Source organism: Cedecea lapagei (assembly GCF_900635955.1).
Classification (GTDB): Bacteria; Pseudomonadota; Gammaproteobacteria; order Enterobacterales; family Enterobacteriaceae; genus Cedecea; species Cedecea lapagei.
This window is the reverse complement of the sequence record NZ_LR134201.1, coordinates 3761947-3777480: the sequence shown is the minus strand read 5'-3', so window position 1 is coordinate 3777480 and position 15534 is coordinate 3761947. Positions and strand designations below refer to the sequence as shown.

Below are 15534 nucleotides of genomic sequence, written 5' to 3'. Positions count from 1 at the left end.
TTAAATTTCACCCCCCAATAACACCTCATAAACCATCAGGTTATTTCCTGTCCCCTTAGTCAGCGTGGGGTGGTGAAGCGCTTGCTATGCATCGATCCTTTCGTCTATTATCCCGCGAGCATAATAATAATTATCGTTTACGTTATCATTTACGATTTCACCAGAGAAAATATCATGGCGCGTTCACTCCCTGGCCAGCCAGCCAAACACCCTGTCCGCAAGCTTGCCCTCTTCGTGGCGGCGGCGGTGGGCACCGTCAGCGTAAATAGCTTCGCAGCGGATACCGGCACGACCCAAAAAGAAGACACAATAACCGTTTCCGCTACGGCGGTACCGGCTGAAAGCGCATGGGGGCCATCGCCAACCATCGCGGCCAAACGCACGGCCACGGCGACCAAAACCGACACCCCCATTGAAAAGACTCCGCAGTCAATTTCGGTGGTGACCAGCGAAGAGATGCAGATGCATCAATTCCAGTCTGTGAAAGAGGCGCTGGGCTATACGCCGGGCGTAACGGTAAGCAGCCGTGGTGCTTCAAATAACTATGACTTCGTTATTATTCGCGGTTTCTCTTCCGTGGGCCTGAGCCAGAACAACTATCTGGACGGCCTGAAAATGCAGGGAGATTTCTATAACGACGCGGTTATTGATCCTTATATGCTGGAGCGCGTTGAGCTAATGCGCGGGCCAACGTCCGTGCTTTACGGCAAAAGCAGCCCCGGCGGTATTGTGAATATGGTCAGTAAGCGTCCGACGACTGAGCCGCTGCATGAGATCCAGTTCAAAATGGGTACGGATAACCTGTACCAGACCGGGTTCGACTTTAGCGATGCGTTAGATGATGCCGGGGTTTACTCTTACCGCCTGACCGGCGTGGCACGCTCTAATGATGAACAGCAACAAGGCGCGAAACAGAAACGTTACGCGATTGCGCCATCCTTCTCCTGGCGTCCTGACGACAAAACCAATTTCACCTTCTTGTCTAACTTTCAAAATGAACCCGCTACTGGCTATTACGGCTGGTTGCCGAAGGAAGGGACGGTTGAGCCGCTACCCAATGGCAAACGTCTGGGAACTGATTTCAACGAAGGTGCGAAGAACAATAGCTATACGCGCAATCAGAAGATGGTGGGCTATAGCTTTGAACACGGTTTCAATGACACTTTCACCGTGCGTCAAAACCTGCGCTTTGCTGAGAATAAAACTACGCAGAATAGCGTGTATGGTTACGGCGTTTGTTCAGATAAGGCCAACTCCGGTAATGCACTGTGTAACGCATTGGCGCCATCTGATAAGGGCCGTTACCTGGCCCGTAAATACGTTGTTGATAATGAAAAACTGCAGAACTTCTCCGTTGATACTCAACTTCAGAGCAAGTTTGATACAGGCGCTGTAGAGCATACATTGCTGACCGGCGTTGATTTCATGCGTATGCGTAATGACATTAACTCTTGGTTTGGCTACGACGGTTCCGTGCCGCTGTTAGACCTCTACAATCCTGGCTCCGATTACTTCGATTTTGGCAGCAAGGATCCTAATAATTCCGGCGCTTACTCTGTCGTTAATAAACAGCGTCAGACCGGTGTTTATCTCCAGGATCAGGCGGAATGGAATAAATTTATTCTGACTGCCGGTGGTCGTTATGACTGGGTGCAGCAGCAGGCCATTACTCGCGGCCAGTTTGCCGGTATAAAAGAGCGCAGCGACGGACAGTTTACTGGCCGTGTTGGCGTGAACTATTTGTTCGATAACGGTGTTTCACCGTACGTTAGCTACAGCGAATCCTTTGAGCCTAATACCGCGGCTTCCGCGAGCGGCAATGTATTTAAACCTTCTAAAGGTAAGCAATACGAAGCTGGTGTGAAATACGTTCCGAAGGATATGCCGGTGGTGATTACTGGTGCGGTTTACCAGTTGACCAAATCTGACAACCTGATGAAGGATCCAACCAATCCTTTCTTCTCCATTCAGGGTGGCGAAATTCGTTCTCGTGGCGTAGAGCTGGAAGCGAAGGCGGCGGTTAACGCCAATATCAACGTAACCGCGTCTTACACCTACACTAATGCGGAGTACACGACGGATACCACGCTTAAAGGTAATACGCCTGAGCAGGTGCCTAAACATATGGCTTCCCTGTGGGGTGATTATACCTTTAACAGCGGCGTGCTGAGCGGCCTGACGCTGGGGACCGGGGGCGTTTCCTCGGTTCCAGCTATGGCGATCCGGCTAATACCTTTAAGGTGGGGTAGCGCAGCGGTGATGGATGCGGTCGTGAAGTATGATCTTGGTCGCTTCGGCCTGAACGGATCCAGCATTGCGGTAAACGTCAATAACCTGCTTGACCGTGAATACGTTGCCAGCTGCTTTGAAACCTACGGCTGTTTCTGGGGCGCTGAGCGTCAGGTGGTTGCTACCGCAACCTTCCGCTTCTAACTTGTCTCACGGGCACGGTACGCCGTGCCCTTTACTAAGATGGCGACTATGCAGGATAAACACCTCCATCCCGACACCACTTTTAGCCTCACCGATGTCACGTTCCGCGTGCCCGGCCGCACGTTACTTCATCCGCTCTCTATCACCTTCCCGGTGGGCAAAGTCACCGCCCTGATTGGCCACAACGGTTCCGGTAAATCGACGCTGCTGAAAATGCTGGGCCGCCACCAGAAGCCGTCGGACGGCGAGATCCTGCTTAACTCGCAGCCGCTGGACAGCTGGGGCAGTAAAGCTTTTGCCCGCCAGGTCGCCTATCTTCCCCAGCAGCTGCCGGCCGCCGAGGGCATGACGGTCCGCGAGCTGGTGGCGATTGGGCGCTATCCGTGGCACGGAGCATTAGGGCGCTTTGGCGTGGCCGATCGTGAGCTGGTGGATGAGGCGATTAGCCTGGTGGGGCTGAAGCCGTTTGCCCATCGCCTGGTGGATAGCCTGTCCGGCGGCGAGCGTCAGCGTGCATGGATCGCTATGCTGGTGGCGCAGGATAGCCGCTGTTTATTGCTTGATGAGCCAACTTCTGCGCTGGATATTGCCCATCAGGTGGATGTGCTGGCGCTGATCCATCGTCTCAGCCAGGAGCGCGGCCTGACGGTGGTTGCCGTTCTGCACGATATCAATATGGCTGCGCGGTATTGCGATAACCTGGTGGCGCTGCGCGGCGGCGAAATGATCGCCCAGGGCACGCCAGAGGCGATGATGCAAAGCGATACGCTGGAGCGCATCTACGGTATTCCGATGGGCATCCTGCCGCACCCGGCGGGGGCTGCGCCGGTAAGTTTTGTTTATTGATGAGCGGTATGAATGACTTTCTTTTGACCCGTCGCCGCCTTCTCGCGGCGATGGCGCTTTCTCCGCTGCTGCTAAAGCTCCCTGCTGCACGAGCGGCGGTTCCGGATGCCAAACGCATTATCGCGCTGGAGTGGCTGCCCGTTGAGCTGTTAATGGCGCTCGGCGTGACGCCAATGGGCGTGGCAGACATCCCTAATTACCAGGTCTGGGTAAACGAACCTAAGCTGCCGGAAGGCGTGATTGATGTTGGCCTTCGCACCGAACCGAACCTCGAGCTGATGGCCCAGCTAAAACCGTCCTTAATTCTCTACTCTGCGGGCTACGGCCCTTCGCCGGAAAAAATTACCCGTATTGCGCCAGGGCTGGGGTTCAGTTTCAACGACGGTTCCGGTAAGCCGCTGGATACGGCGAGAAAGTCTTTAATTCAGCTGGGCGATGCACTTGGGATGCAGCAAGCTGCCAGTAAGCATTTAGCTGAGTTTGATGCATTTATTGCCAGCATGAAGCCTCGCTTCAGCGCTCGCGGCAACCGTCCGGTTCTGCTGATGACATTTTTAGATACCCGCCATGCGCTGGTGGTGGGGAAACACAGCTTATTTCAGCAGGTGATGGAGCTGCTGGGGGTGGAGAGCGCCTGGCAGGAGGAGACCAACTTCTGGGGCACCGCGGTGGTGGGCATCGAGCGTCTGGCCGCGATCAAAGAGGCCGATGTACTGTGTTTTGACCATAAAAACGAAGCGATAGCGCGTAAGGTGACCTCGACGCCGCTGTGGAAAGCGATGCCGTTTATCCGCCAGAACCGTTTCCAGAAGATCCCGGCCGCCTGGCTCTATGGCACGACGGTATCGGCGATGCACTTTGCCCGCGTGCTGGATGATGGTCTGAGGAGGCTGGGATGATGAAACGCCAGCTTATTTTCCCCGCCGGCCTGCTGCTGGCTCTGTTTGCCTGCGCGCTCTGGCTGACGCTGCACAACATGATCGGTGTGCTGCCTTCCGGGCAGTGGCGCCGCGCCTTCGCCGCGCCGGATATCGATAATATTCAGCAGATGCTGTTTCACTTCAGCCTGTTGCCTCGCCTGGCGATATCGCTTCTGGTCGGTGCCGGTCTGGGACTTGTTGGGGTGCTGTTCCAGCAGGTGCTGCGTAACCCGCTGGCCGAGCCGACAACGCTTGGCGTCGCCAGCGGTGCTCAGCTTGGCGTCACGGTTGCCACGCTTTGGGTCCTTCCGCAGACGGTCCAGCCGTTTGCAGCGCTCATTGGCGCGGGGGCTGTTGGCCTGCTGGTCTTTGGTGTTGCCTGGGGCAAGCGTATGTCACCGGTCACGCTTATTCTCGCGGGGCTGGTGCTGAGCCTCTACTGCGGAGCGGTTAACCAGCTGCTGGCTATCTTCCATCACGATCAGCTGCAGAATATGTTCCTCTGGAGTACCGGTTCGCTCAACCAGCAGGACTGGAGCAGCGTTGAAAGCTTGTGGCCGCGTTTGCTGGGCGGGCTGCTGCTGACGCTCTTGCTGCTGCGTCCGTTAACGCTGATGGGGCTGGACGATGGCGTGGCCCGTAATCTCGGCCTTGCGCTTTCTATGGTGCGGCTGGCAACGCTGGCGCTGGCTATTGTGATTAGTGCTCAACTGGTCAATGCGGTCGGGATTGTTGGATTTATCGGGCTGTTTGCGCCGCTGCTGGCAAAAATGTTGGGCGCTCGTCGGCTGGCTGCTCGCTTGTTCCTGGCGCCGCTGATTGGGGCTTTGATTCTCTGGCTCTCCGATCAGGTTGTGGTCTGGCTCTCCAGCGTGTGGGGCGAAGTCTCTACCGGGACGATTACCGCGCTTATTGGTGCGCCTATCTTGCTGTGGCTGCTGCCGCGTTTGCGCACCAGCGGCGCGCCGTCAATGAGCGCAGGGGACTTCGTTCAGGCCGAACGTCAGCGTGTGCTGCTGTGGGTTCTCATTGGCCTTGGCGTTCTGCTGCTGGTGGTCGTCGCCGCGCTGGCTCTGGGGCGTGATGCCCATGGCTGGCGCTGGCTTAGCGGCGAGCTTTTTGAGGATGTACTGCCGTGGCGCTGGCCTCGGGTTATGGCTGCGTTAACCGCAGGCGTGATGCTGGCGGTGGCGGGCTGCCTGATCCAGCGGTTAACCGGTAACGCAATGGCAAGTCCTGAAGTTCTGGGGATTAGCTCCGGGGCAGCGTTTGGCGTTGTGCTGATGCTGTTTATCGTGCCGGGGAATGCCTTTGTCTGGCTGCTGCCTGCCGGTAGCCTTGGCGCTGCGGTCACGTTGCTGATCATCATGATCGCCGCCGGGCGAGGCGGTTTCTCACCTCAGCGTATGCTGCTGGCCGGGATAGCGCTCAGTACCGCCTTTACCATGCTGCTTATGATGCTGATGGCGAGCGGCGATCCGCGTATGGCGAAGCTGCTAACCTGGATTTCTGGCTCGACCTATAACGTTACCGGCGAACAGGCCGTGAGAACGCTGGCGATCATGGTCGGGCTGTTAGCCATCACGCCGCTGCTGCGCCGCTGGCTGGTGATCTTACCGTTGGGCGGGGCGACGGCAAGAGCGGTTGGTATGGCCTTGACGCCATCGCGCTTTGCGCTGCTTTTGCTGGCGGCAACGCTGACGGCTATGGCGACGTTAATCGTTGGACCATTAAGTTTTGTCGGGCTGATGGCTCCGCATATTGCGCGCATGCTTGGGTTCCGCAGGGCGATGCCGCAGCTGGCTGTTGCCGGGATATTGGGGGGGATATTAATGATTCTGGCCGACTGGTGCGGCAGGATGATTCTCTTCCCGAGCCAGGTTCCTGCGGGGCTGCTGGCGACGTTTATCGGCGCGCCTTACTTCGTTTATCTGTTGAGAAAGCAGGGTCGGTAACCCCTCACCCTAACCCTCTCCCCCGGGGGAGAGGGAACTGGAACCGCTGTTCTCCCCCTCTCCCCAAGGGGAGAGGGCACTGGAACTGCTGTTTTCCCCCTCTCCCTTCCAGGGAGAGGGCCGGGGTGAGGGTAAAGATTACAGCTTTGCAAACACGCGACGCGCCGCGTCGAGGGTTCTCTGAATATCTTCTTTGCTGTGAGCCACTGACATAAAGCCCGCTTCAAACGCAGACGGCGCCAGGTAAACGCCTTCTTCCAGCATCAGGTGGAAGAAGCGCTTGAAGCGCTCAACGTCACACGCCACCACATCTTTGTAGCAGGTCACTGTTTCGGCATCGGTGAAGAACAGGCCGAACATGCCGCCGACGTTATTCACTACCAGCGGGATGTTTTCTGCTTTTGCAGCATTCAGCAGGCCGTTGGCCAGCATTTCGGTCAGATCGGTCAGCGTCTGGTGAATGCCTGGCTGAGAGACTTCGGTCAGGCAGGCGAAGCCTGCAGCCATCGCGATAGGGTTACCTGACAGGGTACCAGCCTGGTAAACCGGACCGGTTGGCGCCAGCGCGTCCATAATTTCGCGGCGGCCGCCAAAGGCGCCTACCGGCATCCCGCCGCCGATGATTTTGCCGAGGCAGGTGAGGTCAGGCTCTACGTCGTAGTAAGACTGAGCGCCAGCCAGCGCCACGCGGAAGCCGGTCATCACTTCATCGATGATCAGCAGCGCGCCGAATTCATCGCACAGCGCACGCAGGCCCGGCAGGAAGTCAGCATGCGGTGGAATGCAGTTCATGTTGCCCGCAACCGGCTCAACGATGATACAGGCAACATCCTGCGGATATTGCTCAAAGGCTTCACGTACGGAAGCCAGATCGTTATAGGTACAGGTCAGGGTGTGTTTAGCAAAGTCTGCCGGCACGCCCGGAGAGTTTGGCTGGCCGAGCGTCAGCGCGCCGGAACCCGCTTTCACCAGCAGGCAGTCCGCGTGGCCGTGGTAGCAGCCTTCAAACTTGATGATTTTATCGCGGCCGGTGTAGCCGCGGGCCAGGCGGATGGCGCTCATGGTGGCTTCGGTACCGGAGTTCACCATACGAACCATGTCCATGGTTGGCACCAGCTCGCAAACCAGCTCCGCCATTTTCACTTCCATTTCGGTTGGCGCGCCGAAGCTCAGGCCGCGCTCAACGGCTTCGATGACCGCATTGCGGATCGCCGGATGGTTGTGGCCGAGCACCATTGGGCCCCATGAGCCGACGTAATCGATATAGGCTTTTCCATCCGCGTCATACAGGTAAGCCCCGTCCGCACGCTCAATAAACAGGGGCACACCGCCCACGCCGGTAAAGGCGCGTACCGGTGAGTTAACGCCGCCGGGTATGACCTGGCGGGCTGCGGCGTACAGGTTTTCAGACTTGCTCATGAATCGGCTCCTGATTCGTGGAAATGGTGACAGCGGGCTATTCTATGTGAAACCCGTGCTGCGTTGAAATATTTGCCCAAATCAAACGTTACGGTTTATTAGGGAATTTAATAAGACGAAGGCGCAATCCGTGGGTAAAATGCCCGCCTTATTTGTATGACCAAACGGTTTGGAACGATGAATTTAGCCAATAATTCTGCCGATGCGCGGCAAAGCGTCCGCCAGCGCCGCGGCGCTATGCTGCGTCGCCTGATTGGCCAGGACAAAATGCCGCTAATGATTTTATTAATGGCCGCCATTGTCGGCACCCTGGCAGGCCTGGTCGGCGTGGCGTTTGAGAAATCGGTCAACTGGGTATTGCAGCACCGCATCGGCATACTGGCACATGTCGCCGACAGCGCATGGCTGGTGTGGCCGCTGGCTTTTATTAGCTCGGCGCTGCTGGCGATGGTGGGCTATTTCCTGGTGCGTCGCTTTGCGCCAGAGGCGGGGGGATCGGGCATTCCTGAAATTGAAGGCGCGCTGGAAGATTTGCGTCCGGTGCGCTGGTGGCGAGTGATTCCGGTCAAGTTCATCGGCGGGATGGGTACGCTCGGTGCGGGAATGGTGCTGGGGCGCGAAGGGCCAACCGTTCAGCTCGGCGGCAACATCGGACGTATGGTCACGGACATTTTTCGCCTGAAAGGGGCGGAAGCCCGCCACTCGCTGCTGGCTACCGGCGCTGCCGCTGGTCTGTCCGCCGCGTTTAATGCGCCGCTGGCCGGTATTCTGTTTATTATCGAGGAGATGCGTACCCAGTTCCGCTACAACCTTATTTCGATAAAAGCGGTCTTCATCGGCGTGATTATGTCGAGCATCGTGTTCCGTATCTTTAATACCGAAACCACGGTCATTCAGATGGGGAAACTGGCGGATGCGCCGGTCAACACCCTTTGGCTGTATCTGATCCTCGGCATGATCTTTGGCATTATAGGCGTGGTATTTAACCGACTGGTGATTGGCGCTCAGGATATGTTCCAGCGCATCCATGGCGGCAATCTGAATAAGTGGGTGCTGATTGGTGGCCTAATAGGCGGGCTTTGCGGCGTGTTAGGCCTTATTCAGCAGGCTGCTGCCGGCGGCGGATTTAGCCTGATCCCCATTGCGGCAATGGGAAACTACACCCTCGGCATGCTGCTGTTCTTGTTCGTCGCTCGGGTGATAACGACGCTGCTCTGTTTCTCCTCCGGGGCACCGGGCGGTATTTTTGCCCCGATGCTAGCGCTCGGCACGCTGCTGGGAACCGCCTTCGGCATGGCTTGCGCAGCCTGGCTTCCGGCGTACCATCTTGATATGGGCACTTTTGCTGTTGCCGGGATGGGAGCGCTGCTGGCTGCTTCTTTACGGGCGCCGTTAACCGCCATCGTGCTGGTGCTTGAGATGACGGACAATTATCAGCTCATTCTGCCAATGATCATCACCTGTCTTGGGGCGACACTGTTGGCACAATTCCTCGGCGGAAAACCTTTATACTCGGTAATTCTGGCAAGAACGCTGGCAAAACAAGAGGCTGAGAAAGCGCGAGCGGGCGAACTGGCTTCTGCCGGGCAGAATACTTGAACGATTTACCAGGGTATTAGATAATGCCGCTAAAGTGCGGGTTATTTTCTGCCCGACTTGTCTATTGTTGGGAGCGAAAAATGAGTGATGACGTAGCGCTGCCGCTGCAGTTTACCGAAGCAGCAGCGAATAAAGTGAAAAGTCTGATTGCAGACGAAGAGAACCCTGATCTGAAACTTCGCGTCTATATCACCGGTGGTGGTTGCAGCGGCTTCCAGTATGGCTTCACCTTTGACGACCAGATTAACGACGGCGATATGACCATCGAGAAGCAGGGCGTTGCTCTGGTTGTGGATCCGATGAGCCTGCAGTATCTGGTAGGCGGCGCTGTAGATTACAGCGAAGGCCTGGAAGGCTCCCGCTTCGTGGTGACCAACCCGAACGCGAAAAGCACCTGCGGGTGCGGTTCCTCCTTCAGCATCTAACCGTAAGTTGCTGAAATAAAAAGCCGCGTATCAAACGCGGCTTTTTTTTATCGCTATTGTCGTTCATTTAGCGCAAAGGTCGGCAGCTTAAGATGCCAGCGTATCGCGGCGAGGCGAATCGCCAGCGTCACGACCATACCGATCATACTTGCCTGATCCAGCGGGACGCTGAAGGTGTGGTAAGCCGTAGCGTGAACGATACCGCCGATAATACAGGCGGTGGCGTAAATCTCGGTTCGCAGGATCATTGGGATTTCACGCGCCAGCACGTCGCGGATAATCCCGCCACCTACGCCGGTCAGCACGCCCATGCAGATAGCCACCAGCGGGCTGGTATGCGCCAGGAAAGCTTTGTTAACGCCAATTCCCACAAAGACGGCCAGGCCAACGGCATCAAGCACCGGAAGAACCCATTTAGGCAGGCGACGAGGCTGGCGTATCAGCACGATGGTCAGCAGGCAGGTCACCATGGCGACGACGAGGTCGGTGGGATCTTTTACCCAGAACACCGGGCCGTTGGCGAGCGCCATATCGCGGATGGTGCCGCCGCCTACCGCTGTAACAACCCCTAGCACCAGTACGCCGAAGGGATCCATCCGCAGCTTCCCGGCCAATAAAACGCCGGAAATAGCAAACACGGCGGTACCGACAATATCCAGCCAATAGACCAGCATGTATGACCCTCAGAGCATGACGTTAATCTTTCGCCAGCTCTTCGCAGAGCTGTTTTGCGGCGAGGATAATACGCGGGCCTGAACGTGTAAACCAGTCATCATTGACGGCAATGATCGGCACCTGCAACTGATTACTCCAGAACTGCCGCACAGACGGAATATTGTTCTCATCGCCAGCAATAATAATAGCCTGTGGTTTACGCATCAGCACCTGTTCACGGCTCACCTGGGGCCAGGGAATCCTGCTGTCGGCAAAGATATTTTGCCCGCCGCATAGCTCAACGACTTCGTTCTGAATCGACGCTCTGCTGGTGGTAAAGAGCGGCTGCTGGCTGAACTGCAGGAACACTTTCTTGCTCTGGGTATGGGCGTAGCGGGCTTTCAACTCGGCAAACTGCCGGGAAAAGCTCTGCTGCTGCCTTCAGCGCTTTTTCAGGCGCTGGACTTAGCGGCGCCAGCTGGCGCAGCGCGGCCTCAACGTCAGACACGCTCTTAGGATCCAGCCAGATGACCTTGATCCCCAGCGACACGAGCTGGTTAACCTGCCTGTCGGGGTTCCCGCCGCGCCAGGCCAGTACCGCGTCCGGTTTCAGGGCGACAATGCGTTCAAAATTCACCCCCTGCCAGTTGGCTAACTGTTCAATCTGCCTGGCCTGAGGTGGGTAATCAGAGTAAGCGCTCACCGCGATGGGAGTGATGCCGGCAGCAAACGCCAGTTCAGTATTGGCAGGCGAGAGAGAGATCACCCGAGGCGCCGCAAAAAGCAGCGCCGGGAGAAAAAAGAGCAGGGCGGTGGCCCCGCGCCAAAGGATCAGCTTAGCCACGAGCCAGCTGCTGAACCAGTTTCTCCACCATCAGGGTGGACTGCTTAGCGGCCACGGCCAGGAACTCTTCGAAGCTGAGGTGAGACTGCTGGTCGGCTACGTCGGAGATGGCGCGCACCACAACAAACGGCGTATTGAAGTTATGGCATACGTGGCCGATAGCCGTCGCTTCCATCTCTACGGCAACAGCCTGCGGGAAATTGTGGCGAATTTTTTCCAGCGCAGCAGAGCCGTTAATAAATGCGTCACCGCTGACGATCAGGCCGCGAACCGCGTGGAGATCCAGCTCTTTAATGCAGGTTTCTGCCGCGTCGATAAGCTTTTTATCCGCAACGAAAGCTGCCGGGCAGCCCGCCATCTGACCATATTCATAGCCGAAGGCCGTCACGTCTGCATCGTGATAGCGGACTTCGTCGGAGACCACGATATCACCCACTTTCAGCGTTGGCGCCAGACCGCCTGCGGAGCCAGTGTTGATGATTACGTCCGGTTTGCAGTGTTCCAGCAGCAGCGTAGCACCCATGGCCGCAGAAACCTTGCCGATGCCGGACTTCAGCAGCGCCACTTCAACGCCGTTCAGCGTTCCGGTATAAATTTCGCAACCGGCGATGCTCAGCGTGTGGCGGTTTTCGATTTTGTCACGCAGCAGCGTAACTTCTTCTTCCATTGCACCAATAATGCCTGCTTTCATAGAGATACTCGCTAATGTGGTGGAACATGACTCGATTTTCGGGGCATAGTCTATCATGGCAAACAGTCTCCTTATCAACGGAACAGGAGTGGGCATGAGCGAAATAGACTTCCGCAAGAAAATTAACTGGCATCGACGCTTCCGCTCGCCCGAAGGAGTGAAGAGCGAAATGGAAATTCTGCGCATCTTCGAAAGCGATCGCGGCAGGATCATCAACTCTCCGGCCATTCGCCGTCTGCAGCAGAAAACCCAGGTCTTCCCGCTTGAGCGTAATGCCGCCGTGCGAACCCGTCTTACCCATTCGCTGGAGGTGCAGCAGGTCGGGCGCTACATTGCCAAAGAGATCCTCAGCCGCCTGAAAGAGCAAAAGGCGCTGGAAAAATATGGTCTCGATGAGCTGACCGGCCCCTTTGAAAGCATCGTGGAAATGGCCTGTCTGATGCATGACATCGGCAATCCACCGTTCGGCCATTTTTGGCGAATCGGCGATAAACGACTGGTTTCGCCAGCGCCTGCATCCCGAAGACAGCGGCGGGCAGCCCTGCAGCGACGACCGTTGTAAAGTCGATGTTTTACGGCTGCGCGAAGGCGAAGAGTCATTAAACGCTTTACGCAGCAAAGTTCGCCAGGATCTCTGTCACTTTGAGGGGAACGCGCAGGGCATTCGTCTGGTGCATAGTTTGCTAAGGATGAACCTGACCTGGGCGCAGGTTGGCTGCATACTCAAATACACCCGCCCGGCCTGGTTTGCACAAACTCCACCTGCCAGCCATGCTTATTTAATGAAAAAGCCGGGGTTTTATCTGTCGGAGGAGGGGTATATCGCGCGCCTGCGTAAAGAGCTGGATCTGGGCGAATACAGCCGCTTCCCGCTGACCTGGATCATGGAGGCGGCAGACGACATTTCTTACTGCGTAGCCGATCTGGAAGATGCCGTCGAAAAACGCATTTTCAGCGTCGAGCAGCTCTACCAGCACCTTTGCGATGCCTGGGGCGAGCAGAAGCGGGGCGATCTCTTTGAGCTGGTGGTGAAAGATGCCTGGGATAAATCACGCACCAACCAAATGCGGCGCAGCGCGGAAGATCAGTTCTTTATGTATCTTCGCGTCAATACGTTGAACAAGCTGGCGCCGTATGCCGCCCAGCGCTTTATCGACAATTTGCCGGCGATTTACTCCGGCGAGTTCAATCATGCGCTGCTGGAGGACGATAGCCCGTTTGCCCGGCTGCTTGAGCTGTATAAGCAGGTGGCCGTACGTCAGGTGTTCAGTCACCCGGATATCGAACAGCTGGAATTACAGGGCTATCGGGTAATCAGTGGTTTACTGGATATTTACAGTCCCTTACTCGAGCTTTCGACCGAGGACTTCACGGAGCTGGTTAGCAAGGAGAGCCTGCGCCGGCTGCCTATCGCGTCGCGCCTTTTCCATAAACTTTCGACTAAACATCGGCTTGCTTATGTGGAGGCGGTGAGCGCTTTGCATCCGGCAAGCCTTGATTTTTCCGTTTGGGAATACTATTTCCGTGCAAGGCTTATCCAGGATTATATCAGCGGAATGACCGATTTATATGCCTGGGATGAGTATCGACGGCTGATGGCGGTGGAGTGAGGCTTCCGGGAGTTTTGTAAAGATGACCAATAATTTTTTACTTTTTCCATGCACTTAAGCGCTGAACTTAGCGCGTAAAACTTCACTCTGAATGGTACCAACACAGCAATTTTGCCTGATTTGAAAGTTGAGATGATTCCATGAAAAAAACCACGTTAGCAATGAGTGCGCTGGCTCTTAGTCTGGGTTTGGCGCTGAGTCCGATGTCTGCCTCCGCCGCTGAGACGGCCTCCTCTGCATCTGCTGCGCAGCCGCTGCCAAGCCTTGCGCCGATGCTGGAGCAGGTGATGCCTTCAGTGGTGAGTATCAACGTTGAAGGGAGCACAACGGTAAATACTCCGCGTATGGGGCGTAATTTCCAGCAGTTCTTCGGTGATAACTCGCCTTTCTGCCAGGACGGTTCACCGTTCCAGAATTCTCCGTTCTGTCAGGGCGGCGGCGGTGAAGGCGGGGCCGACGGCGGCAGCCAGCAGCAGAAATTTATGGCGCTGGGCTCCGGGGTAATTATTGATGCCGCGAAAGGCTATGTCGTCACCAACAACCACGTGGTGGATAATGCCAACGTGATCAAAGTTCAGCTGAGCGATGGCCGCAAGTTTGACGCCAAAGTGGTGGGCAAAGACCCGCGCTCTGACATCGCGCTTATCCAGCTGCAGGATCCGAAAAACCTGACGGCGATTAAAATTGCCGACTCCGACGCGCTGCGCGTAGGGGACTACACCGTGGCTATCGGTAACCCGTATGGCCTGGGTGAAACCGTGACTTCCGGTATCGTTTCGGCGCTGGGCCGTAGCGGTCTGAACGTGGAAAAACTACGAAAACTTTATCCAGACCGATGCGGCGATCAACCGCGGCAACTCAGGGCGGCGCGCTGGTTAACCTGAACGGCGAGCTTATCGGGATTAACACCGCGATTCTGGCGCCGGACGGCGGCAACATCGGTATCGGTTTTGCCATTCCGAGCAACATGGTGAAAAACCTGACCGCTCAGATGGTGCAGTTCGGCCAGGTTCGCCGCGGCGAACTGGGCATTATGGGAACTGAGCTGAACTCCGAGCTGGCGAAAGCGATGAAGGTTGATGCCCAGCGTGGCGCGTTTGTCAGCCAGGTGATGCCGAACTCTTCCGCTGCCAAAGCGGGGATCAAAGCCGGTGACGTGATCACCTCCCTGAACGGTAAACCAATCAGTAGCTTTGCCGCGCTGCGTGCGGAAGTGGGCTCAATGCCGGTGGGCAGCAAAATTTCCCTGGGCCTGCTGCGCGACGGCAAACCGGTGACGGTCAGCCTTGAGCTGCAGCAAAGCACCCAGAACCAGGTTGACGCCGCCACTATCTTCACCGGTATTGAAGGGGCAGAGATGAGCAACCGCAGCGGTAAAGATCAGAAAGGCGTGCAGGTCACCAGCGTGAAACCGAATTCGCCAGCCGCGCGTATTGGTCTGAAAAAAGGGGATATTATCGTCGGCGTGAACCAGCAGGCGGTGAACAATATCGCCGAGCTGCGTAAAGTGATGGACAGCAAGCCGTCGGTGATGGCGCTGAGCATCCAGCGCGGTGACTCGTCGATTTACCTGCTGATGCAGTAATCCCTGAGCAGAACTGAAAAGGGCCGCAATTGCGGCCCTTTTTGTTAGTGGCTGGACTTACTTGTTGCGGGTCAGTTTTTCCAGGTCGGACTCAATTTCGCTGATCTTGTTGGTCACCACGGACTCCAGGTGACGCAGATCCTCGAGGATCTTACGCTTCAGATCGACTTCGGTGCGGTCACGCTGGCAAAGCTGATCGAGCTCATCGATCACATAGCGCAGGTTTGGGCTGATCTCCTGCACTTCTTTGTAGCCCTGGCCTACGCCATCGGCCACCACGGTTTTGCGCTGGCGTGGATATTTAAACTTCACGCTTTTGGCAAAAAAACTCGCCCTTATCCTTGTGGAAATAGACTTTCAGGATATCGTTGTTGGCTTCCTGCCGGAGGCTGTAACGATCGATTTCATCAGGATTGGTAATACCCAGACTTTTTAAATTATCGTACATAAGCGGTACCCTTAAATATCAATAACCATTAGAGAGTTAACGGAAAATTCCTTTTCCGCTAGTGCCAGATGCAAAAAAGGCGGGATAACCCGCCTTTTGGTGCAA

At 56.3% G+C, this 15534-nt stretch carries 9 protein-coding genes and 4 pseudogenes; 8 read left to right on the top strand and 5 right to left on the bottom strand.

Annotated features, from left to right (window positions below; all coding sequences use genetic code 11):
- Window positions 1–174 precede the first annotated feature (174 nt).
- The 4 genes from fhuA to fhuB are packed head-to-tail and all read left to right on the top strand — an operon-like array spanning window position 175 to window position 6154.
- Entirely contained in the window at window positions 175–2433 is a 2259-nt protein-coding gene (gene fhuA / locus EL098_RS18405) for a ferrichrome porin FhuA (protein ID WP_232012247.1), read from the top strand.
- Window positions 2434–2481: 48 nt separating this feature from the next.
- Complete coding sequence (fhuC, locus tag EL098_RS18400; protein ID WP_126357508.1) at window positions 2482–3279, top strand: Fe3+-hydroxamate ABC transporter ATP-binding protein FhuC; 798 nt, start codon at window positions 2482–2484, stop codon at window positions 3277–3279.
- Window positions 3279–4178: a Fe(3+)-hydroxamate ABC transporter substrate-binding protein FhuD gene (gene fhuD / locus EL098_RS18395; protein ID WP_126357507.1), complete on the top strand. Its 900-nt coding sequence runs from the start codon at window positions 3279–3281 to the stop codon at window positions 4176–4178. The genes fhuC and fhuD overlap by 1 nt, the downstream gene beginning before the upstream one ends.
- A complete protein-coding gene (gene fhuB, locus EL098_RS18390) occupies window positions 4175–6154 on the top strand; it encodes a Fe(3+)-hydroxamate ABC transporter permease FhuB (RefSeq protein ID WP_126357506.1) in 1980 nt (659 codons plus the stop codon). The genes fhuD and fhuB overlap by 4 nt, the downstream gene beginning before the upstream one ends.
- Window positions 6155–6292: 138 nt before the next feature.
- Here fhuB and hemL read toward each other — a convergent pair whose 3' ends face one another.
- On the bottom strand, window positions 6293–7573 hold the full coding sequence (gene hemL, locus EL098_RS18385) for a glutamate-1-semialdehyde 2,1-aminomutase (RefSeq protein WP_126357505.1): 1281 nt from the start codon (window positions 7571–7573) through the stop codon (window positions 6293–6295).
- A gap of 177 nt (window positions 7574–7750) precedes the next feature.
- Between hemL and clcA the strand changes: the two genes are divergently transcribed.
- Entirely contained in the window at window positions 7751–9172 is a 1422-nt protein-coding gene (gene clcA / locus EL098_RS18380) for a H(+)/Cl(-) exchange transporter ClcA (RefSeq protein ID WP_126357504.1), read from the top strand.
- 80 nt (window positions 9173–9252) lie between these two features.
- The gene (erpA, locus tag EL098_RS18375) at window positions 9253–9597 is read left to right on the top strand and encodes an iron-sulfur cluster insertion protein ErpA (protein WP_038475460.1); all 345 of its coding nucleotides are present in this window, start codon (window positions 9253–9255) and stop codon (window positions 9595–9597) included.
- Window positions 9598–9650: 53 nt separating this feature from the next.
- Here erpA and EL098_RS18370 read toward each other — a convergent pair whose 3' ends face one another.
- From EL098_RS18370 to mtnN, 3 genes and pseudogenes are all read right to left on the bottom strand, one after another.
- Window positions 9651–10271, bottom strand: coding sequence for a TRIC cation channel family protein (locus EL098_RS18370; protein WP_126357503.1), 621 nt, complete (start codon window positions 10269–10271; stop codon window positions 9651–9653).
- Between the two features lie 22 nt (window positions 10272–10293).
- Window positions 10294–11095, bottom strand: a pseudogene (gene btuF / locus EL098_RS18365) (vitamin B12 ABC transporter substrate-binding protein BtuF).
- The gene (gene mtnN / locus EL098_RS18360) at window positions 11088–11786 is read right to left on the bottom strand and encodes a 5'-methylthioadenosine/S-adenosylhomocysteine nucleosidase (protein WP_126357502.1); all 699 of its coding nucleotides are present in this window, start codon (window positions 11784–11786) and stop codon (window positions 11088–11090) included. Before mtnN ends, btuF begins: the two are co-directional and overlap by 8 nt.
- Window positions 11787–11880: 94 nt before the next feature.
- On the opposite strand from mtnN, the pseudogene dgt reads away from it, so the two are divergent.
- Window positions 11881–13396, top strand: a pseudogene (gene dgt / locus EL098_RS18355) (dGTPase).
- A gap of 140 nt (window positions 13397–13536) precedes the next feature.
- A pseudogene (degP, locus tag EL098_RS18350) lies at window positions 13537–14981 on the top strand (serine endoprotease DegP).
- 57 nt (window positions 14982–15038) lie between these two features.
- Here the strand turns inward: degP and EL098_RS18345 are convergent.
- Window positions 15039–15429: pseudogene (locus EL098_RS18345) on the bottom strand (DUF3461 family protein).
- Window positions 15430–15534: the final 105 nt, after the last annotated feature.

What these genes read in the sequence shown, in the direction of transcription:
- fhuA (WP_232012247.1), top strand. Translation starts at nt 175, where the DNA reads ATGGCGCGTTCACTCCCTGGCCAGCCAGCCAAACACCCTGTCCGCAAG.
- fhuC (WP_126357508.1), top strand. Translation starts at nt 2,482, where the DNA reads ATGCAGGATAAACACCTCCATCCCGACACCACTTTTAGCCTCACCGAT.
- fhuD (WP_126357507.1), top strand. Translation starts at nt 3,279, where the DNA reads ATGAGCGGTATGAATGACTTTCTTTTGACCCGTCGCCGCCTTCTCGCG.
- fhuB (WP_126357506.1), top strand. Translation starts at nt 4,175, where the DNA reads ATGATGAAACGCCAGCTTATTTTCCCCGCCGGCCTGCTGCTGGCTCTG.
- hemL (WP_126357505.1), bottom strand. Translation starts at nt 7,573, where the DNA reads ATGAGCAAGTCTGAAAACCTGTACGCCGCAGCCCGCCAGGTCATACCC.
- clcA (WP_126357504.1), top strand. Translation starts at nt 7,751, where the DNA reads ATGAATTTAGCCAATAATTCTGCCGATGCGCGGCAAAGCGTCCGCCAG.
- erpA (WP_038475460.1), top strand. Translation starts at nt 9,253, where the DNA reads ATGAGTGATGACGTAGCGCTGCCGCTGCAGTTTACCGAAGCAGCAGCG.
- EL098_RS18370 (WP_126357503.1), bottom strand. Translation starts at nt 10,271, where the DNA reads ATGCTGGTCTATTGGCTGGATATTGTCGGTACCGCCGTGTTTGCTATT.
- mtnN (WP_126357502.1), bottom strand. Translation starts at nt 11,786, where the DNA reads ATGAAAGCAGGCATTATTGGTGCAATGGAAGAAGAAGTTACGCTGCTG.